The 20,391-nt window shown below is 33.0% G+C and carries 23 protein-coding genes and 1 pseudogene; 20 read left to right on the top strand and 4 right to left on the bottom strand.

The window, feature by feature from the left end; all coding sequences use genetic code 11:
* The first annotated feature begins 148 nt into the window (after positions 1-148).
* From EV145_RS13235 to EV145_RS13215, 6 genes and pseudogenes are all read left to right on the top strand, one after another.
* Positions 149-1,120 carry a D-alanine--D-alanine ligase gene (locus EV145_RS13235; protein ID WP_133525677.1) on the top strand — a complete coding sequence of 324 codons (972 nt, stop codon included), beginning with the start codon at positions 149-151 and terminating at the stop codon, positions 1,118-1,120.
* Positions 1,121-1,227: 107 nt separating this feature from the next.
* Positions 1,228-1,920: a DUF421 domain-containing protein gene (locus EV145_RS13230; protein WP_133525676.1), complete on the top strand. Its 693-nt coding sequence runs from the start codon at positions 1,228-1,230 to the stop codon at positions 1,918-1,920.
* An 84-nt stretch (positions 1,921-2,004) separates the two neighbouring features.
* Complete coding sequence (gene coaD / locus EV145_RS13225) at positions 2,005-2,463, top strand: pantetheine-phosphate adenylyltransferase (protein WP_133525675.1); 459 nt, start codon at positions 2,005-2,007, stop codon at positions 2,461-2,463.
* Between the two features lie 83 nt (positions 2,464-2,546).
* Positions 2,547-2,738, top strand: a pseudogene (locus EV145_RS22680) (zinc-ribbon domain-containing protein); the annotation flags it as partial.
* A gap of 48 nt (positions 2,739-2,786) precedes the next feature.
* Complete coding sequence (locus EV145_RS22610; protein ID WP_243739262.1) at positions 2,787-3,149, top strand: hypothetical protein; 363 nt, start codon at positions 2,787-2,789, stop codon at positions 3,147-3,149.
* Between the two features lie 68 nt (positions 3,150-3,217).
* The gene (locus tag EV145_RS13215) at positions 3,218-3,796 is read left to right on the top strand and encodes a PhnA domain-containing protein (RefSeq protein ID WP_133525673.1); all 579 of its coding nucleotides are present in this window, start codon (positions 3,218-3,220) and stop codon (positions 3,794-3,796) included.
* Between the two features lie 181 nt (positions 3,797-3,977).
* Here EV145_RS13215 and EV145_RS13210 read toward each other — a convergent pair whose 3' ends face one another.
* Both EV145_RS13210 and EV145_RS13205 read right to left on the bottom strand, forming a co-directional pair.
* Positions 3,978-4,424 carry a hypothetical protein gene (locus EV145_RS13210; RefSeq protein WP_133525672.1) on the bottom strand — a complete coding sequence of 149 codons (447 nt, stop codon included), beginning with the start codon at positions 4,422-4,424 and terminating at the stop codon, positions 3,978-3,980.
* Positions 4,425-4,601: 177 nt separating this feature from the next.
* Positions 4,602-5,963, bottom strand: a complete 1,362-nt coding sequence (locus tag EV145_RS13205) for a DEAD/DEAH box helicase (RefSeq protein ID WP_133525671.1) — start codon at positions 5,961-5,963, stop codon at positions 4,602-4,604.
* 303 nt (positions 5,964-6,266) lie between these two features.
* Here EV145_RS13205 and EV145_RS13200 point away from each other — a divergent pair, with 303 nt between their 5' ends.
* The 5 genes from EV145_RS13200 to EV145_RS13175 all read left to right on the top strand — a co-directional run bounded on the left by EV145_RS13200 (position 6,267) and on the right by EV145_RS13175 (position 11,935).
* On the top strand, positions 6,267-7,994 hold the full coding sequence (locus EV145_RS13200) for a M14 family metallopeptidase (protein ID WP_133525670.1): 1,728 nt from the start codon (positions 6,267-6,269) through the stop codon (positions 7,992-7,994).
* 360 nt (positions 7,995-8,354) lie between these two features.
* Positions 8,355-8,594, top strand: coding sequence for a hypothetical protein (locus EV145_RS13195; protein ID WP_133525669.1), 240 nt, complete (start codon positions 8,355-8,357; stop codon positions 8,592-8,594).
* Between the two features lie 2 nt (positions 8,595-8,596).
* Positions 8,597-9,046 carry a hypothetical protein gene (locus EV145_RS13190; protein ID WP_133525668.1) on the top strand — a complete coding sequence of 150 codons (450 nt, stop codon included), beginning with the start codon at positions 8,597-8,599 and terminating at the stop codon, positions 9,044-9,046.
* Positions 9,047-9,420: 374 nt separating this feature from the next.
* Complete coding sequence (locus EV145_RS13180) at positions 9,421-10,797, top strand: energy transducer TonB (protein WP_133525666.1); 1,377 nt, start codon at positions 9,421-9,423, stop codon at positions 10,795-10,797.
* A gap of 235 nt (positions 10,798-11,032) precedes the next feature.
* Entirely contained in the window at positions 11,033-11,935 is a 903-nt protein-coding gene (locus EV145_RS13175; RefSeq protein ID WP_133525665.1) for a hypothetical protein, read from the top strand.
* A 64-nt stretch (positions 11,936-11,999) separates the two neighbouring features.
* Here EV145_RS13175 and EV145_RS13170 read toward each other — a convergent pair whose 3' ends face one another.
* Positions 12,000-12,611 carry an NUDIX hydrolase gene (locus EV145_RS13170; RefSeq protein ID WP_133525664.1) on the bottom strand — a complete coding sequence of 204 codons (612 nt, stop codon included), beginning with the start codon at positions 12,609-12,611 and terminating at the stop codon, positions 12,000-12,002.
* A gap of 7 nt (positions 12,612-12,618) precedes the next feature.
* On the opposite strand from EV145_RS13170, the gene pyrE reads away from it, so the two are divergent.
* The 3 genes from pyrE (at position 12,619) to EV145_RS13155 (ending at position 14,677) form a co-directional block, all read left to right on the top strand.
* The gene (gene pyrE / locus EV145_RS13165; protein WP_133525663.1) at positions 12,619-13,263 is read left to right on the top strand and encodes an orotate phosphoribosyltransferase; all 645 of its coding nucleotides are present in this window, start codon (positions 12,619-12,621) and stop codon (positions 13,261-13,263) included.
* Between the two features lie 147 nt (positions 13,264-13,410).
* The gene (locus EV145_RS13160) at positions 13,411-13,803 is read left to right on the top strand and encodes an SRPBCC family protein (RefSeq protein WP_133525662.1); all 393 of its coding nucleotides are present in this window, start codon (positions 13,411-13,413) and stop codon (positions 13,801-13,803) included.
* A 214-nt stretch (positions 13,804-14,017) separates the two neighbouring features.
* Positions 14,018-14,677, top strand: a complete 660-nt coding sequence (locus tag EV145_RS13155) for a hypothetical protein (RefSeq protein ID WP_133525661.1) — start codon at positions 14,018-14,020, stop codon at positions 14,675-14,677.
* 42 nt (positions 14,678-14,719) lie between these two features.
* Here the strand turns inward: EV145_RS13155 and EV145_RS13150 are convergent, their stop codons facing one another.
* On the bottom strand, positions 14,720-15,460 hold the full coding sequence (locus EV145_RS13150) for a biotin--[acetyl-CoA-carboxylase] ligase (protein WP_133525660.1): 741 nt from the start codon (positions 15,458-15,460) through the stop codon (positions 14,720-14,722).
* Between the two features lie 93 nt (positions 15,461-15,553).
* On the opposite strand from EV145_RS13150, the gene rsfS reads away from it, so the two are divergent.
* The 6 genes from rsfS (at position 15,554) to EV145_RS13120 (ending at position 20,391) form a co-directional block, all read left to right on the top strand.
* Positions 15,554-15,925 (top strand): ribosome silencing factor, encoded by a 372-nt coding sequence (gene rsfS / locus EV145_RS13145; RefSeq protein ID WP_007809313.1) that lies wholly within the window; start codon positions 15,554-15,556, stop codon positions 15,923-15,925.
* 15 nt (positions 15,926-15,940) lie between these two features.
* Complete coding sequence (ftsH, locus tag EV145_RS13140; protein ID WP_133525659.1) at positions 15,941-17,866, top strand: ATP-dependent zinc metalloprotease FtsH; 1,926 nt, start codon at positions 15,941-15,943, stop codon at positions 17,864-17,866.
* Between the two features lie 114 nt (positions 17,867-17,980).
* Positions 17,981-18,586: a lactate utilization protein B/C gene (locus tag EV145_RS13135; protein ID WP_133525658.1), complete on the top strand. Its 606-nt coding sequence runs from the start codon at positions 17,981-17,983 to the stop codon at positions 18,584-18,586.
* A 1-nt stretch (position 18,587) separates the two neighbouring features.
* Positions 18,588-19,478, top strand: a complete 891-nt coding sequence (locus EV145_RS13130) for a phosphatidate cytidylyltransferase (protein ID WP_133525657.1) — start codon at positions 18,588-18,590, stop codon at positions 19,476-19,478.
* Complete coding sequence (locus EV145_RS13125) at positions 19,468-20,121, top strand: phosphatidylserine decarboxylase family protein (protein ID WP_133525656.1); 654 nt, start codon at positions 19,468-19,470, stop codon at positions 20,119-20,121. The genes EV145_RS13130 and EV145_RS13125 overlap by 11 nt, the downstream gene beginning before the upstream one ends.
* A complete protein-coding gene (locus tag EV145_RS13120) occupies positions 20,122-20,391 on the top strand; it encodes an acyl-CoA-binding protein (protein WP_133525655.1) in 270 nt (89 codons plus the stop codon).

Raw genomic sequence — 20,391 nt, 5'->3', positions numbered from 1 at the left:
CGCAAAGTGATGCAGCAAATGGGACTTCGACTTCGCTAAGTCTCACAAACAAAACGAAAAAACAATTCGTGAAATTCGTGGCAAAAAAAGCGATTAAACGAATCAACGATTAAACAAATTAACGATTAAACAAATAAACAAAAAGTCAATGAAAAACATTGCCATCATCATGGGCGGATATTCAAGCGAATACAAAATTTCGCTTATCAGCGGAAACGTTGTGTACCAATATCTTGACAAAACAAAATACAACGGATTCCGAATTCATATTTTCAAAGAAAAATGGGTTTATGTAGACGCAAATGACGCCGAATTTCCAATTGACAGAAACGATTTTTCTGTAACAGTAAACGGCGAAAAAATAACTTTCGACTGCGTTTTCAACGCCATTCACGGAACTCCAGGTGAAGATGGTCTAATGCAGGCTTATTTTGAATTAATTGGATTACCGCAATCGTCTTGTGATTATTACCAATCGGCATTGACTTTTAATAAACGTGATTTGTTATCAGTTTTAAAACCATACGGAATCAAAACGGCAATTTCTTATTACCTAAATAAAGGCGATCTCATCAACACGGAAGAAATCATTAAAAAAGTAGGTTTGCCATGTTTCGTAAAGCCAAACAAAGCGGGATCAAGTTTCGGAATCTCAAAAGTAAAAACGGAAGCCGAACTTCCAATCGCAATTGAAGTAGCCTATAAAGAAGATAACGAAATCATCATTGAAAGTTTTCTTGACGGAACTGAAGTTTCTGTTGGTGTAATCAATTACAAAGGCGAAATCAAAGTCTTGCCAATTACCGAAATTGTTTCTGACAATGATTTCTTTGACTACGAAGCCAAATACGAAGGAAAATCACAGGAAATTACACCGGCAAGAATCTCTGATGAGTTAACTAAAAAAGTGAGCGAAACAGCAAAACGTGCTTACGAAGTCTTAAAAATGAAAGGTTTCTCACGAAGCGAATTCATTATTGTAGACAACGAACCATATATCCTGGAAATGAATACAATTCCGGGTTTAACAACAGAAAGTTTGATTCCGCAGCAAGCAAAAGCCGCTGGGATTTCTCTGGCAGATTTGTTTACCAATGCAATTGAACTAGCGCTTTCATAAGTTGCTAAGATACTAAGGTGCTAAGATTCTAAGATTTTAGCACCTTTTTTTATTTTCAACATTAAACCTCAGTACCTTAGCCTCTCAGAACCTTAGAACCTTAAAAAATGAAACAAATCTTCGAATGGGACAGACTATTTTACAATAATTTACCGGCAAATTTTGCCTTAGAAGTTGTATTTCGTTCCACTGTAATGTTCATCATTTTATTGCTGACTTTAAAATTAGCAGGAAAACGAGGTGTAAAACAATTGTCTATTTTTGAAACCGTAATTATAATTGCATTAGGATCTGCAGCGGGCGATCCAATGTTTTATGAAGACGTCGGAATTGTCCCTGCCGCAATTGTTTTTACGGTAATCATCATTTTATATCGATCTGTAACCTGGCTGACAGGAAAAAGCAAAAAGTTTGAAGAATTTATTGAAGGCAAAACAGAATGTTTAATTAATGACGGCAAATTTTCTATAGCTACTTTCAAAAAAGAAAGTCTCGCACAAGATGAATTTTTCTCAGAACTTCGCATAAAATCTATTGAACATTTGGGTCAAATAAAACACGCTTTTATAGAAACTAGTGGCGAAATCAGTGTATTCTTTTATGAAGAAAAAGATGTGAAGTATGGTTTACCAATTTTGCCTGCATTATTTAATAAAAAAAGCAAAATTATTGCTGACGAAGGAATCCAAGCCTGCACTTTTTGCGGTCATACCCAAGAACAAAAAGCAGGAACTGCAAAATGTGAAGTTTGCCAGAAAGACGAATGGGTTCCGGCAATCAAAACACTTCGAATAACATAAAAATAAATTCCAAAATTTAAATTCCAAAATAAAAAGCCTTTGCGCCTTTGTGCCTTTGTAGCTTTGAACCTAAAAATAAAAAAAATGCGAAAAGCCATATTTCCCGGATCATTTGACCCAATTACACTTGGACACGAAGATATCATCAAAAGAGGAATTTCTTTATTTGATGAAATCGTAATTGCAATTGGTGTCAACGCCGAAAAAAAGTACATGTTTTCTCTTGAAGAAAGAAAACGCTTTATTGAAGAAACCTTCAAAGACGAACCAAAAATCTCTGTAATTACTTATGAAGGACTTACAATTGATTTGGCACATAAATTAAAAGCCAATTTTATTTTAAGAGGTCTTCGCAACCCAGCCGATTTTGAGTTCGAAAAAGCCATTGCACACACTAACAGACGCCTTTCTAAAATTGAAACAGTCTTTTTATTGACAGCAGCAAGAACATCATACATTAGTTCAAGCATTGTTCGTGATGTATTGCGAAATGGCGGTGAATATGAAATGCTGGTTCCAGATGCGGTTAGGGTTAAGAAATAACTGAATAAAGCTAATTTGAAATCTTATTTGCACAGGTAAGATTAATCGTTATTTTTGCTAAACCAACCCATAAAACCAAAATAATGATCTTTTACGGAACCAAATCGAAACACATCAAAAACGACCGCATTTCTAATGTAGATTGTCAAAATTGCAACACTACCGTTTCTATGAATTACAGTGTATATGAAAAGTATGCACACATATACTGGATACCATTTTTTCCAGTTAAAAAATTAACTTTTGCCGAATGCAACTCGTGTAAAAAAACATTTGAACAGAAAGATTTTTCAGCCCCGATCAAACAAAAAATACACCACTCAATGGGAAGGATAAGTAGTCCGCTTTGGATGTATTCTGGTATTTTTATTATAGCTGGTTTTTTTCTTTTTGGCATGTATAGTTCGGTACAAAAAGAAAAAGACACTTCAACTTTTATTAAAGATCCAAAAGTTGGAGATGTTTATTTTTTAAATTCAACTAAAGGTTTTTACACATCTGTAAAAATAAGTGAAGTATCAAAAGATAGTTTGACAATTTTCTTAAATGATATGGAAATTGATAATAAAACAAATATCGATAAAATAGACATTGATACAAATTATAAAAACAAGTCTAATGTATCTAAAAAAGAGATGCAGAAACTTTACGATGAAAGTAAAATTTTTGAAATTAAACGTAATTAATATTTAATCTAAAAACACAACTTGCAAAATGTAGTATTTAACTGTACTTTTGCAAAAAAAATAATATAATGAGCATCGAAAGAGAATTAAGCAAACGAAGCGGATCTAAATGTGAACTTTGCGGCGCGGAAGAAAACCTAAAAGTATATCAAGTACTGCCAACTAAAAAAGGTGGAATTGATGAAGCAATTTTTGCCTGTACTACCTGCATTGACCAAATTGAAAATCCAGATAATGTCGATTTAAATCACTGGAGATGCCTGAATGACAGCATGTGGAATGAAAATATCCCGGTTCAAGTTGTAGCTTGGAGAATGCTGAGCCGTTTGCGTGCTGCAGGATGGCCACAGGAATTACTGGACATGATGTATTTAGACGAAGATACTCTTGCATGGGCACAAGCAACTGGCGAAGGCGAAGATGACGAAAACAAGCTTGTTCACCGTGACAGCAACGGCGTAGTTTTACAGCATGGAGATTCGGTTGTTTTGATCAAAGATCTAAAAGTAAAAGGATCTAGCATGGTGGCTAAACAAGGAACCGCTGTTAGAAATATTCGCCTTGACCACGAAAATGCCGAATATATTGAAGGCAAAGTCGATGGACAACAGATTGTGATTATTACGCAGTATGTAAAGAAGATTTAATTTTAAGGTACTAAGGTTCTAAGATGCTAAGATTCTGAGTTTTTTTTCAACTTGAAACTTGAAACCTGAAACTTTAAAACAAAAAAAAAGGCTATTCAAAATCTGAATAGCCTTTTATATTTTGTCTGATTTCGAAATAACTTGAAACAAATTAAACCGGAAACCTGAAACTAAAATTAAATTATTTCTGGAATAATTTATTGATTTGGTCTTTTACGAATGGCTCAGAAACACTGCTTGTTGCTGCGGTAGCCTCTTTGCTTGATACCATAAACTGAACTGTAGCTTTTTCTGGAATAACACTTCCTGTGTAGTGAAGCCAGATATAATTGTTAGGCAATTCTAATTTAATATCATACAAAGGATTTGCAGTGAAACCATTCATAATAATGCTATAAAGACTTGCGTAATCATTATTCACATTTTTGAATGTAAATTTTCTTAAAGCTGATCCTTCGTCATCGTTTTGAATACTAGTATAATACACAGTGTATTCATCTCCAATTTTTTGAATGTAGTTGTTGTTTACTTTTCCTAATTTCTCAACAGGAACGGTTTCAATAACTTTAATTTGTGCGAAAGAAACAAAACTAAAGAACAAAATGGCAACGGTAATAATTCTTTTCATAATGGATTTGGGGTTTACATTTTTACTGTAACAAAAAAACATAGAATTTATGAAAAAACCCCTATCAAATCGTTATTTTTTTAACACAAAATTGTAAAACTTAGTTTTCATTTTCTAAAAACTTGATAAACAACGAAATACAACAAAAACTACTCCTATTGGGAGATTTTTAGCTATTTAAAACTTTTTACCTTTCTCCTCTTCTTTCTTGATTACGTTACGGGCAACTTCAATTTTAAACTTCTTGCCTTTCATTTTTTCGTCTTTAATATTCTTCAAAAGCTCTTTTACCTTTCCGAATTTCACTGCAGCAAACGAAACAAAATCTTTAACCTCAATTAATCCTAAATCCTCTTTTTCAAGTTTTCCTTTCTGAGAAAAGAATCCCACAATGTCAAACTTATTTAATTTTGTCTTTTTACCTCCGCTGATATAAATAGTCTGAAATTCTGGTGGTTTTGGCAAAGAAACTTTTCCTTCAACATCTAAAACTTGCATATCATAATCAATATAATCAAGCTTTTTTTCACTCTCGTGAATGATTACATACGCTGTTCCAGTTGCCTGCATACGCGCTGTACGCCCATTTCTATGGGTAAATTCATCTTCTTTTAAAGGCAAATGATAATGAATTACATGCTTCATTTCGGGAATATCCAAGCCTCGCGCCGCCAAATCGGTTGTGATTAAATAGGAAATACTTCCATTTCTAAACTGAATCAAAGCACGCTCACGTTCATCCTGATCCATTCCGCCGTGATAATAGGTCGCGTAAATTCCTTTTTCGTTCAAAGTATCGCTGATTCTTTCTGCAGCATCACGATGATTACAAAAAATGATAGCCGATTCTGATTTCAGTGAACAAATTAAATTGAACAAACTTTCGAGTTTATCTTTTGAAGGAGACAAAATCATCTTCATCGAAAGATTTGCTTTTTCTTCTTCTTCCGGAATAAAATCCAAAATTGTCGGATTTATAACTCTTGTATATTTCGGAATTTCAATATCTGAAGTTGCCGAAACCAAAACTCTTTTATTCACTTTTGGCAATCTTCCAATAATGAAAGACATTTGTTCGTGAAAACCTAATTGAAGCGATTTATCAAATTCGTCTAAAATTAAGGTCTGGATTTTATCTGTTCTAAAAGTATCTCTGTCGATATGATCAGCAATTCTTCCCGGCGTTCCAATCAAAACTGCAGGAGGATTGCTTAAATTCTTGATTTCAGTGTCAATTGAGTGACCGCCGTAACAAATATTCACTTTGTACTGCGTTCCCATTTTCTTCCAAACTTGCTCAATTTGTAATCCAAGTTCGCGCGACGGAACCAAAATCAAACATTGAACCGATAAAATTTCTGGCTGTAATAATTCTAAAACCGGAAGCAAAAAAGCTAATGTTTTTCCTGACCCTGTTGGCGAAAGCAGTAAAACATTGTTATCGTTCAAAATAGCATCTTGTGCCATTTCTTGCATTTCGTTCAGGCTTTCAATTCCTAAATTCGAAAGTATGTTGTTGGAATGGTGTTTTTTATTCATTTTGCAAAAATAGGTAAAAAAAATTGTTTCAGGTTTTTCTTGTTTCAGGTTTCAGGTTTCAGATTTTCCAAACTTTACGTATAATTTTTACCGCAAAGTTCGCTAAACTTTACGCAAAGGTCACAAAGCTTTGCGAACATTGCTTTTTATCAACAAAATTCCAAATACAATCTATTTAAAAAACTTTGCGCACTTTGCCTTAAAATGCCAATGCAACTCTATTCTCATTTCAACTTGAAACTTGAAACAAGAAAAACTTGAAACAAAAATCTTATCTTTGATTCCTATTAAAAACCCAAATTCATGAAACTTTTTACCCTTTTCATTTCACTTTTCACGCTTACTATTTTCGCCCAAAACAATAAAAAATACGATACGTTTTTTGAGAAAGGAAACGGGAATCAATCGGCTTCATATGAAGAAACAATTAAGTACTTTAAACTTTTAGCCAATGATTTTGCGACCATTCAAATTAAGCAAATGGGATTGACAGATTCTGGGGAACCGCTTCATATGGTAACTTTTAATCCTGACAAGGAATTTGATTTTGATAAAATTCAGAAAACTAAAGCCGTACTTTTCATCAATAACGGCATTCACGCCGGAGAACCTGACGGAATCGACGCAACGATGCAATTTTACAGAGATTTAGCAATAGGCAAACTGAAAGCGCCAAAAAATACGGTTTTGGTTTGTATTCCGGTTTATAATATTGGCGGTGCTTTAAATAGAAATTCGACAACAAGAGCCAATCAGGACGGACCAGAAATTTACGGTTTTAGAGGAAATGCCAGAAACTATGATTTGAATCGGGATTTAATGAAATCGGATACGAGAAATACGAAAAGTTTTGTCGAGATTTTCCAGAAAATAAATGCCGATGTTTTTATTGACAATCACGTGAGCAACGGTTCTGATTATCAATACAAACTGACTTATATTATGACGGAACATAATAAATTAGGAACCGTTCTAGGCGATTTCATGAACAACGAAATGATGCCGGCGCTGGTAAAAGATTTACAAAAAAAGAATATTGAAACCACGCCTTATGTTGATTCTTTTAAAGACACGCCAGACAAAGGTTTTGGGCAATTTGTTGACAGTCCAAGATATACAACGGGTTATACTTCCCTATTTAATACAATTGGTTTTGTGGTTGAAACGCACATGCTGAAAAAATATGCCGAACGTGTGAAAATGACTTACGAATACATGAAATCGACTTTGGATTTTACTGATGCCAATTATCAAAAGATAAAAGATTTAAGGGTAAAAAATTTAGAGCAATATCAGCCAAAGAAAAAATATACTTTGCAATCGCAATTAGACAGCACAAAAGCGACTACTTTTTCGTTTTTAGGATATGAAGCAAGCTACAAAAAAAGTGAAGCGACAACAGGAAATCGTTTGTATTACGACCGAAGCAAACCATACAAAAAAGACGTTCCGTATATTAAAGAATTCAAATCACTGAAAGACGTTGTTATACCATCTGCTTATATCATTCCGCGTGGTTATTGGAATATTATTGATTTATTGAAAAATAATAATATCTCTTTTTCTCAGCTTAAAAACGATACTATTATTGAAGTGGAGAGCTACAGAATTGCTGATTTCAAAACAGTTCCTTCTGCTTACGAAGGACACTATGCACACAGAAATACAACTGTAACTTCTAAAATAGTTAAAATGGCTTTTGCCAAAGGAGATTACATCGTTCCGACCACTCAAAAAGGCGTAAAATATTTAGTTGAAGCTTTTGAACCTGAAGGCGTTGATTCCTTTTTTAACTGGAATTTCTTCGATTCAATTTTACAGCAAAAAGAACATTATTCAGAATATATTTTTGAAGATACTGCAGCAAAATTGCTTAAAGACAATCCAGCTTTAAAAGCGGAATTGGAAGCCAAAAAACAAAATGACCGCGAATTTGCGAAAAACGCCGAAGCGCAGTTAAACTGGATTTATAAAAATTCTGTGCATTATGAAAAGGCACATATGCAGTATCCTGTTTATAGGGTTTTGTAGCTGTTTTTTTTTTTTAGCGCAAAGAGCGCAAAGTTTTTTTTGATTTTGGGTACGTCATAAAAACGCTAAGATCGCAAAGCTGTGCGCAAACTTTGTCAAAGTTGACTTAATGTAAATTTTAACATTAAAACCCGATAGCGCGGATTTGCAATCCGTGCCCACAAAGAGAAGAAATATCAAAACACAAAAAAATGATATACTTCATGGGCACGGATTGCAAATCCGTGCTATCGTTGTGATCATTTTAATAATAAGAAAAAAACAACTTTTACGTCTTCCCGTAACTATATTCAATTTCAACATTCTATATTTGAATTTCAGAATATAATTGCCCAATTCTAACCTGCTTAACCAAAACCTATGAATAATCAGACCGGCGACACTATTGTTGAAGGAATATTTTACGGATTAAATTATTTGGGAGCGCTGTTCCATTGGTCTGTTTTCTTCGGAAAAAAATCTTTTCAAAACGTACTTCAAAGCAGTTTTATTAATTGTATTATCGGAATTCTGGCAATTGTCTTGATTGTTATTGTATTCAAAAATGAAGTCCTGCATTTTCTATTATCTTTAATCAAAAACCGACTAAACCATAACTAAAAATGAATTACCAATCTTCAGGAAATCCAAAACCTTTTGCCATAATAGGCTTAGTATTTGCCATTTTAGCTTTTCTTTTTTCAATGATTCCTTGTGTGGGATTTTACGCCGTTGGGCCAAGCCTTTTGGCGCTTGCTTTTAGTGGCATTTCCTATCTTGGCTTAAAACAAAAAAACGAAAGCACATCCACTTCACTTGCTGGTTTAATTATTGGAGCTATCGCGATTTCAATTGGGATTTTTCAGTATTATAAATATGAAACTGTTTATGATGCTAAAGCAAAAATCGAAAAATCTATTAACGAAGCGCAAACAGAAGTACTTGATACGATTCAGAGAAAGGTGCTCGAAAAAGCAGAACAAAAGCTTAAAGAAGAGATCGCAAAAGATTCTATTTTGCAGCTAAAAAAAGATTCCCTTCAAAAAATCAAGAATGACTCTGTATCGAAATAGAGAGTATCATTTTTTTAATTTTCTGATATTTACTGTTGTAGTAATTTTAATTCTTTATTTGAAGACAGAAATTATCAGCATAAAATGTCCTTACGCTGAAATTGGACTGAAATGCAAAACCTGTGGACTTACAACATCTTTTAAAAGGATTTTAAACGGTGATTTATCTAATTTAAATACCGGATATTTATTGCTGTTTATTGCTTTTCTTTCACAATTGATTATTAGACCGTTGATCAGTTTTGCGCTGTATTTTTCAAACAATTGGAAATTGATAAGAAATATTGATATCCTTTTTTCTGTTTTTCTATTTGGATTTGCTTTTACCGAATTAATCTAAAAACTAAAATTATTACTTTTAATAAACTAACCAGATGAAATTAAAACTTGTATTAATAACTGCATTTATTTTAAGTATTTCTTCGTGTAAAAACGAAACAAAAGAAGATAATTTAAAATCAGAACCGCTAAAAACCGAAAAGGAAACGATTTTAGAGGACACTATAAAATCTGATTCGGCAACTATAAATCCGTCAAAAAATAATTTAGTCGAAAATCAAAAATTACTGCTCGATTTTTTTACTAAAAATGACAAAAAACCACAATTCTTTTTAATCAATAACCAAAAAGACACCACAATTGTTTGCGCTGAGAAAACCAAGATTACAATCAAATCAAATTCTTTTGTTTCGCTTAAAACGGGAAATGAAGTAACCGGAAAAATCAAAATAGCGGTTAAAGAATATTATTCTATTTCTGATATGATTTTGGGCGGACTTTCGACAACTTCTAATGGGAAATTATTAGAAACTGGCGGCATGCTTCATATTACTGCAACATCAAATAATGAAAAATGCGATTTAAAAAAAGGAAAGAATATCGAAATTGCTTTTCCTAAAAAAAGCAATAAAGACGGAATGCAGCTTTTTAATGGGAATTGGCAAAAAGACCAAATCAATTGGACTGTCGATAAAAATTCGGTTGATTTAGCACAGACTTTTACTAATGTTGATGAAAGGCCCGTATATATAGGTGGAAATGATGCTTTGTACAAATTCATTGGCAACAATTATAGAAATTCTGATGAAGAAATTAGTGGCAAAATATATGCTTCTTTTGTTGTAAACAGAGAAGGAAATGTCACTAATATTAAGATAACAAAAGGTTTGAGTAGAAAAGCTGATGAAGAATATCTTAGAGTTCTCAGAAAACTGGGAAAATTTACTCCCGGTAAAGTGAAAGGTGTTCCTGTAAACTTTACGTATAGTATACCAATTACTATAAAATCTGAAGATGGTAATATAACTACATCAAGAAATTACACCAATAATCGCTCTTCAGAGCCATATGTTACTAAAACTGATGAAAATATAAAAGCAGATGAAATAAGTTATTATATGTTCAATAGCACAAAGTTAGGCTACCTAAATTGTGACCGATTTTTAAGCTATATCCCATCAATGGTACTTAATTATGGTGTTATTGTCGAAGATGAAAGCAATGTTTCGATGAATATTATTTACCATAGTTTTAAATCGATTATGAAAGGTGAATTGAGTCCTAAAAAAGTTGTTTTTTATAATTCGCTTTTAAAAGAAAAAATTACGATCGTCGCTATAAAATATTTTGAAGGCAAACTTTTTTTAGCGATTAAAGAAACGACTACCAGTGAAAAATCTGCAAGAGATCTGCAATTTAATCCGGTAACGCCTGAAGAATTGAAAAATGAAATTATAAAACTGAATAAATGAAATAGAAAACTACTCGCAAAGTGCAGCTTTGCGTGAGGGATAGAGCTAAGCTACCGAAGTAGCAGCGAAAGCCCGACAGTATTTACAAAAAGACCCAATGAACGCAAAGTTGATTGGGTCTTTTTGTAAATACTGGCACGCCCAAATTTTTAAACTTCAAATTTTAGTCTTCAACCGCAACGCAACCTTTTCAAGCTTTTTGTACTTATAAAATATAACGAAAACAAAAAGTAAAATGAAAAAAATAGTGCTATTACTTGTTGGACTTTCTATGATTTCATGTTCGAATGAAGAATTAGGCAGTTCAGAAAATAAAACCGATCTTGTTAGTATTCAGGAGAATCAGTATCTGGATAATGAATTATGGAGGCATAAAACGTTCCATTTTGCCGATAATAAATTGGTCAACATTGAATATGAAAGTCCGGGATATCGTGATGAATACACTTATAATGATAAAGGATTAGTTTCTAAAGTAATAGAAAATTGGGACGTAGGATTAATTTTAAGAACAACAACATACATCTACGACGATAAAGGCCGAATTATTGAATATAACAAGATTCCGGGTAATGTTAATCCTGATTTGAGTACGGCTAAATATACCTTTACTTATTTTTCGGATAAAATACTTTGCACGATTACTTATGAATCAGGAAACTCGCAAACAACTGAATTCCTGCTTGATGCAAATCAAAACATCGTTAAAGAACATGAAATAAATAGCAATTATAGTTATGTTTATACGTTTGAAAATGGTAATCTGACAGAGACTTCTTTGTTTGATAAAAATGTTAAAGGTACTTCCACAAAATACAAATACAGTAATTTAAAAAATGAACTTCAATACAATCAATTCGTTTTTGGAAAAGAATGGAAGCTCAATAGTTTTTTAAGTAGTATACACCCCGGCAATTCAATTTTGATTGGGCTTTCTGAAAATTTGATTTCAGAACATAAGTCTACTTATGCGGATCCGATAAATCCGAACGACCATACACAGATCATAAATTCAACGTTTAATTATAGTTTAAATGATAAAAATCAAATGGAGAAACAAACTATATTATATACGTCAACAACTAACGGAATCGTAGATGTTAATTTGCGAACTGAGATTTCATATACGTATAAATAAAGTTCTAAGAAGCTAAAAATATTTGATCTAGCTTCTTGATTTTTTATTTTAAGATCTAGATTATCTATTCTTCTACGGAAATTTTATTCTCCTCTTCAAAAAGCAGTTTAATATTTTCGTAGGAGTTTTTTAAGGCCTCTTTAATTTGCTCAGGATTAAGCCAAGCTACTTTTTCGATTCCTTCTTCAATTTGTCCGTGCGGAATTCCTTCAAAATCAGACTGCATTTCAAACCAATGTGTGATTTTAAGTTTGTATTTTCCGTTGCGTTTAAAAATATGATAGGTTTTTTGAAGTTTATTAATGATACGCAATTTGTTTACGCCAGTTTCTTCTTCGACTTCACGCATTGCGGTAACTTCAATATCCTCGCCTTTCTCGATACCGCCCTTTGGAAGATCCCATTTTCCGTTTCTGAAGATAAATAAAACCTCGCCTTTTTTATTGTACACAAAACCTCCGCCGGCTTTATTTACCGGAATTTTGGCTTTCAGGGTTTTCATAATTTCACTTTCGTCAGGATGATAAAGAATAGCTTTTTGAATTTTATTTTGAAAAATTTTTATAATAAGCTGTTCGATATCAATACTTTCTAACAAGAACAATTGAAAATCTGTTTCACGTGAGATTTCATTTGTCAAAAAAAGTGGTTTGTCGTTCACAAAAACTTTATACATTTGTACTATGATTTTTAATAAAGATACTGCCGAAAAAACAGCCGAATTGCTTTTGCAAATAAATGCAATTAAATTGAATCCCGAAAATCCTTTTACATGGGCTTCTGGTTGGAAATCTCCTATTTACTGCGATAATAGGTTAATTCTTTCATTTCCGATCATCCGAAACTATGTTCGTGATGAGTTTGCGAAGAATATTGAAAAGCAATTTGGAAAACCTGACGTAATTGCCGGTGTCGCTACTGGTGCGATTGGAATTGGTATTCTTGTTGCCGAAAGTCTTGGATTGCCATTTGTATATGTGCGTCCGGAAGCAAAAAAACATGGAAGACAAAACCAAGTTGAAGGTTTTTTACAAAAAGGTCAAAATGTTGTGGTTGTCGAAGATTTAATTAGTACTGGAAACAGCAGTTTATTAGCTGTTGAAGCTTTGCGCAATGAAGGTGCCAATATTAAAGGTATGGCGGCGATTTTTACATATGGCTTTGGCGTTGCCGAAGAAAACTTTAAAAAAGCTAATATTGATTTATATACTTTGAGCAACTATGAAAATCTATTGGATTTAGCGGTTCAAAAACAATATATAACAGAAGAACAGCAATCTACCTTGCAAGAATGGAGCGTGAGCCCATCGACTTGGGGACAGGATTAATTTTAGATTTCTAAAAGTAGCTTTGCTCCTTTTGGAATTTATTTAAAGTTTCAGCTTTGCGAACTTAGCGTTTATAAAGTCCTAGTAAAGAAAAAAACCTTGCGTTCTTTGCGGTAAAAAAACAAAAACAAAAACAAAAAACACAATATGAACTTAGAAAGTCCAAAAGTTACTGTTCAGAAATCAGCTCAAGATTTATTTGATCAATTGACTGATGTTAAGAATTTTGAAAAATTAATGCCGGATAATATCGCTAAATTTGAAGTAATTGGCGAAGATGCTTTTATTTTTGGATTAAAAGGTATGCCGGAAATCAAATTAAAAATGAAAGATAAAGTGGCTCCAAACAAAATTGTTTTAGGCGCTGCAAGTGATAAACTTCCGTTTACTTTGACTTCAAATATTGACAGTGTTTCTGATTCAGAAAGTGCTGTTCAATTATTTTTTGAGGGTGAATTCAACGCTATGATGGCAATGATGATCAAAGGGCCAATCAGCAAGTTTATTGAAACTCTAGCAAATAATATGACTAAACTTTAATAATGTACCATTATTAATTGTGAATTATAAATGAAAAGTCCAATCGTTCGATTGGACTTTTTTTGTCATGTTAATTTAAAACCTTAGAACCTTAGCTACTCAGAAACTTTCACAAAAAACATTTCATCCTCAAAAAGGAACAGTTCAGAAACAAAAATTATTCTCCGTTGAAATATTGATCGAAGTTTGAATCATCAAACTAAAACATATCAAAATGGAACCAGCTATTAAGATTTTAATTTACATTCATGCTTTTTTTGGCGGAATTGGACTGATTACAGGAATTGGAAGTGTTATTGTCAAAAAAGGCGGAAAACTTCATAAAAGAATGGGAAAACTGTTCTCTATCGGGATGATAACTAGTTCTCTAATTTCACTGCCGATTTGCTGGATGCCAAAACATCAAAATATATTTCTATTCTTAATTGGCTTATTTACTATTTACCTTGTTATTTCTGGAAACAGAGCGTTAAGTTTTAAAACTAAACCAAAAGCCGACTTATTAGACAAGATAATCTCAGGAACTATGCTATTCTTTTCTGTAATTATGATTTCAATTGGTTTGTACTGCCAGTTAAACAACATTACAAACGGAATATTATTTACTTTTTTTGGCGGATTTGGCCTATTTATGACCGCTAAAGATTTTATCTTTTACAGAAACTTTTCAGAAACTAATAGAAATTGGCTCTCAAAACATATTGGAAAAATGGTTGGCGCTTTAATAGCCTCAATTACAGCATATATTGTAGCCGGACTAGGAATTGGCAGTTTAATTGCTTGGATCACTCCTTCAATTCTAGGAACCTTTTATATCATTTACTGGAACAGAAAAATAGAGCCGAAAGCAAAAACAATAGTTAATCCAAGTTAAAAAAACTTAGAACCTTAGCAACTCAGTATCTCAGAACCTTTTTCAATAAAGCATCTGAACTTCCTTAATATCAAACTCTGAAACCGAATCATCCTCAAGTAAAACCTGCAATTTTCCAATTGAAGACACACCTTGGATTATTCCCATAAAATTTTGTCCAGATGAATTAGGATCAAGATTTCTAAAAGGCATTGGAACACCTTTTCGGAAAAGCGAATTGAAATAATCTTCCCAAAAAAAGGAAGCCGAAACAGTCCAAGAACCTATTTTTTGCTTTATTTTTTCGATAATCAATTCCGGTAAAATATCTTTGTTTATAGAACTGCCTAAAATGACTGCCAATGAAGAAGCATTTGGCAATTCATCAAAATTTGTTTGATTGACATTTAGTCCCAAACCGACAACTGACACGATTCTGCCATCACTTTTGATGGTATTTTCGATTAATATGCCACCAATTTTTTTATTGTATGACATAATGTCGTTTGGCCATTTTATACTTAAATCAGGAATATTTAAAGATTTTAAAACTTCAATTACACTCAATGAGACTATTAAGCTTAAATTAAATACCTGTTCGTTATTATAAATAAATTCCTTTACCAAGGCACTCATAATTAAGTTTTTACCTGATTCTGACTGCCACTTCGCCCCCATTTGCCCTTTTCCTTTTGTCTGATTTTCAGCCGTTACCACGGTAAAATTATCGAGTTCATCCTGACTTGCTAACGCTTTAAGAAAGTCATTTGTAGAATCTATGGCATCGAGTTTGATTAGTTTCATTCAAGTAATTTAAATAACTTAATTTAATATTTTGTTAAGGTTCAAAAATAATCACAAAATTTGGTAACTTTACAAATTCATATAAAATAATTCATGGCGAAAAAGACTATTAATAATGATGTTCTATTGGCGAACATAATCAAAGGGATTGAGGAAGTAAAAGGAAATGATATCGATATTCTTGACTTAAGAGAAATAGATACGGCTGTATGTGACTATTTTGTCATATGCAATGGATCTTCAAACACCCAAGTTAACGCCATCGTAAACTCTATTCAAAAAACAGTATCTAAAGACTTAAAAGATAAACCTTGGCACGTAGAAGGAACCGACAACGCAGAATGGGTTCTGATGGATTATGTGCATATCGTGGTACATGTTTTCCAGAAACACATTCGTGAATACTATAATATCGAAAGCCTTTGGGGTGACGCCAAAATAACTACAATCGAAAACAAATACTAAAGAAAAATTTTTCTAATGGCTAAAGATAATAATCCAAATCCGAATAAATTTAAAATAAGTCCTTGGTTAATATATACCGCAATACTTTTAGTTTTTTTATTTATAAGTTTTGCAACCGGAGGATCTAACTTAAGCGAACCTGCTCAATTGACTTCTTCTAAATTCAATACATTATTAGAAAAAGGTCAAATTGAAAAAGTAATCGTTTATAATAAAGCTGAAGCTGAAGTATACCTTACTCCTGCCGCACTTAAAGATAAAGCGAATGAAAAAGTTTCTAAAGATATTTTTAAAAATCCTAACAAAGGACCACACTATACTTTAGAAATTGGTAACGATCAAATTTTCCAGACTAAACTTGAAAAAGCAGTTGGTGAAGGAAAATTAAAAGATTTCAATTTTCTTCAAAAAAACAATTGGAGCGATATCTTAATCAGCCTGCTTCCTATCATCATTATTATTGGTGTATGGATTTTCATTATGCGTAAAATGTCTGGCGGAGGCGCTGGCGGAGGTGGACAGATTTTTAATATTGGAAAATCAAAAGCGAAACTTTTTGACGAAAAAACAGATATCAAAACAACATTCAAAGATGTTGCAGGTCTAGAAGGTGCAAAAGAGGAAATTCAGGAAATTGTAGAATTCCTTAAAAACCCTGAAAAATATACCAACTTGGGAGGTAAAATTCCAAAAGGAGCTTTACTTGTAGGACCTCCAGGAACGGGTAAAACATTACTTGCAAAAGCAGTTGCTGGTGAAGCTCAAGTACCATTCTTCTCATTGTCAGGTTCTGATTTCGTTGAAATGTTTGTTGGTGTTGGTGCGTCACGTGTACGTGATTTATTCAAACAGGCAAAAGAAAAATCTCCTGCAATCATTTTCATCGATGAGATTGATGCTGTTGGTAGAGCAAGAGGAAAAAGCAATATGTCTGGCGGAAACGACGAGAGAGAAAATACGTTGAACCAATTATTGACAGAAATGGATGGTTTTGGTACTAACTCAAACGTAATTGTTTTAGCAGCAACAAATAGAGCAGATGTTCTTGACAAAGCTTTAATGCGTGCTGGACGTTTTGACAGACAAATTTTTGTTGACTTGCCAGACATTCGCGAAAGAGCTGAAATTTTCCAAGTTCACTTAAAACCAATTAAAAAAGTTGAAGGTCTTGATCTTGATTTCTTAGCAAAACAAACTCCAGGTTTCTCTGGCGCTGATATTGCTAATGTTTGTAACGAAGCTGCTTTAATTGCCGCTCGTAACAATAAAACTGCAGTTGACAAACAGGATTTCCTTGATGCTGTTGACAGAATCATTGGTGGTCTTGAAAAGAAAAATAAAATTATTACTCCAGAAGAGAAAAGAGCAATTGCAATTCACGAAGCGGGTCACGCTACCGTAAGCTGGATGTTAGAGCATGCTGCACCACTTATTAAAGTAACAATTGTTCCTCGCGGACAAAGTTTAGGAGCAGCTTGGTACTTGCCAGAAGAAAGACAAATCGTAAGAACTGACCAAATGCTAGACGAAATGTGTGCTACGATGGGCGGAAGAGCTGCTGAAAAAGTAACTTTTGACAGAATTTCGACTGGTGCTTTGAGCGATTTAGAAAAAGTAACACGCCAAGCCCGTGCTATGGTAACCATTTACGGTTTGAATGATAAAATCGGGAATGTTACCTATTACGATTCAAGCGGACAAAGCGAATACAACTTCTCTAAACCATATTCTGACGAAACGGCAAAAATTATCGATGCTGAAATCTCAGAATTAATTGAAGGACAATACCAAAGAGCTATTCAAATTCTTGAAGACAATAAAGACAAGTTAAATCAGCTTGCAGATATTTTAATCGAAAAAGAAGTTATTTTTAAAGATGACTTAGAAACTATTTTCGGAAAACGCACTTTTGACAAAAATCTGGAAGAAGTGGTTTCGTAAATAATTCAGAAATATGTAATATTTTTTAAAATCTTAATTCAAAATAGCCTTTTGAATTAAGATTTTTTTATCTTTGAACGTTTTCAATTAACATGTAAAGTATTTCATATAAAAATGAATTTTTTCAAAAAAATATTTGGTTCGAGTGATGCCGCTTCAGATGAAGAAAATGAAAGCGAATATGGAGGAAATCCTATTCAGAATAGTCATTTATCTATAGACGAACAATTCATTTTCAATTTCAAGAAAAATGGCGGTAAATTTTTGTATTGTGAAAACACACAAGAAGTTGCTGAACAATTTGAAAATATTTTAGAAGAAAATGATTGGTTTGAAAATGAAGTTTTGTGTTACGAACCTGGTCTTTTTCATTTATTAGAAGAAAACAAACTGCCTCATGTTTCACCTAAAGCGCCTAAATTTTTATTGGCTTCCTGTGAAAATTTAATTGCCGATGAAGGTTCAATTTTATTTTCTTCTAAACAAATAAGACAAGACAAACCAAACGAACTTCCTGCAAACATTGTCATAATTGCCACTACAAGCCAAATTCTGCCAATGAAAAGTGATGGGTTAAGCGCAATTAAACGCAAATACGAAAGAGACTATCCAACCAACATTACCACTATAAAATATTTCGAAAAGGCTAAAGAAGAAGATTTTACTCAATACGGAAGTGTTGCAAAAAATCTTTATTTACTGCTTCTAGAAGATCTTTAAGATGAACGAAACACTGAAGAGAACCATTTCTGGTGCTGTTTATATCGCTTTGCTGCTTACCTCTATTCTGTTTTCTACCGAAAGCTTTATTATACTTTTTGGCATTTTCCTAATTATTACAATTTATGAATTTTCCAACTTAGTCAGCCTGAATAAAATTTTTTCAATTTTATTCGGAACGCTTTTATTTTCTGTCATTATAATGATCAGTCATTACAACAAGCAAACTACTGATTATTTAAATAGCACATTCAGCTCAAATCTTGATATAACCATAAATATCAAGCAATTAGACTTAATTTTACTTGCTGTTACGCTGGTTGTATCCATAAAATGCATACTGTTTTTGTTTTACGACTCAGTTCAAAAAATAAGTACTTCTTCTAAATATTTATATTTATTAGGCTATATTACGCTTCCTTTTGTTTTTATTGTGAAAATTTCATTTGGAACCAATGATTATAATCCGAAAATTATTCTTGGATTATTCATTCTAATATGGACCAACGATACTTTTGCTTATTTGGTTGGAAAATCAATGGGAAAACATAAATTATTCGAACGCGTTTCTCCTAAAAAAACAATTGAAGGCTTTTTAGGTGGTGCTGTTTTTGCTGCTTTTGCTGGTTTTTTAATATCAAAATTATACATTCAGCCAACTCCTGAATTTAGCAATAAATCAATTTTAATCTGGACCATCATTGCTGTAATTGTGAGCATTTTTGGTACAATTGGAGATTTAATCGAGTCCAAATTTAAACGAATTGCCGGCGTAAAAGACAGTGGTTCAATTATGCCAGGACACGGAGGTATTTTAGATCGCTTAGATAGTGTTATATTTGTAGCACCAATTATATTTTTATTTTATCAAATTTTATATTATGTTTCATAAAGAAGGAGGACCATCCATTTTACTAGGTACTATTTTTGCTGTTGCTGTACTGCTTATTGCTGACAAATTTATTGATATTGCCTGGCTGAGAATGCTTGTTCAAATTGCTGGCGTAGTAGTTTTGATTATTATTTTACAATTTTTTAGAAACCCGAAAAGAATTGCAATTCGCAACAGCGATCACATACTTGCACCAGTTGATGGAAAAGTTGTGGTGATCGAAGAAGTTTATGAAGGTGAATTTTTTAAAGATAAACGTTTACAGGTTTCTATCTTCATGTCGCCAATAAACGTTCACGTAACTCGCTACGCTATGGACGGAATTATAAAATTCAGTAAATATCATCCTGGAAAATTTTTGGTAGCGTGGCACCCAAAAGCTAGTGAAGAAAACGAAAGAACTACAGTAGTAATCGAAAACGATACTTTTGGAGCAGTTCTTTACAGACAAATTGCTGGAGCTTTGGCACGAAGAATTGTAAACTATGCTAAAGAAGGAATGCAGGTAGTTCAAGGAACTGATGCCGGTTTTATTAAATTTGGTTCGAGAGTAGATTTATTTTTACCTTTAGGTACTCCAATTGATGTGGTTTTAGGCCAAAAAGCAATTGGCGGAAAAACAATCATAGCTACGAAGGCTTAAATGGCTGAAAAAGATTTAGATACTCGTTTCACGGAGGCTGTTGAAATTGCTTTGAAAATGACACAGGCCTCACTGCCTCAAGATGTGCAGCTGCGTCTTTATGCGTATTACAAACAAGCCACTTTTGGTACAGCGGTCTATAATCAATCTCAGAATTTTGATTTAAGAGATGCCTTTAAAACAAATGCATGGATGCAAATTAGTCATATTTCGAGTGAAGAAGCAAAAGAAAGTTATATCGAAATCATCAATTCACTAACATCAAAATAA

This window comes from Flavobacterium sp. 245 (genome assembly GCF_004362055.1).
Lineage (GTDB): Bacteria > Bacteroidota > Bacteroidia > Flavobacteriales > Flavobacteriaceae > Flavobacterium.
This window is presented reverse-complemented; position numbering and strand designations above follow the sequence as displayed.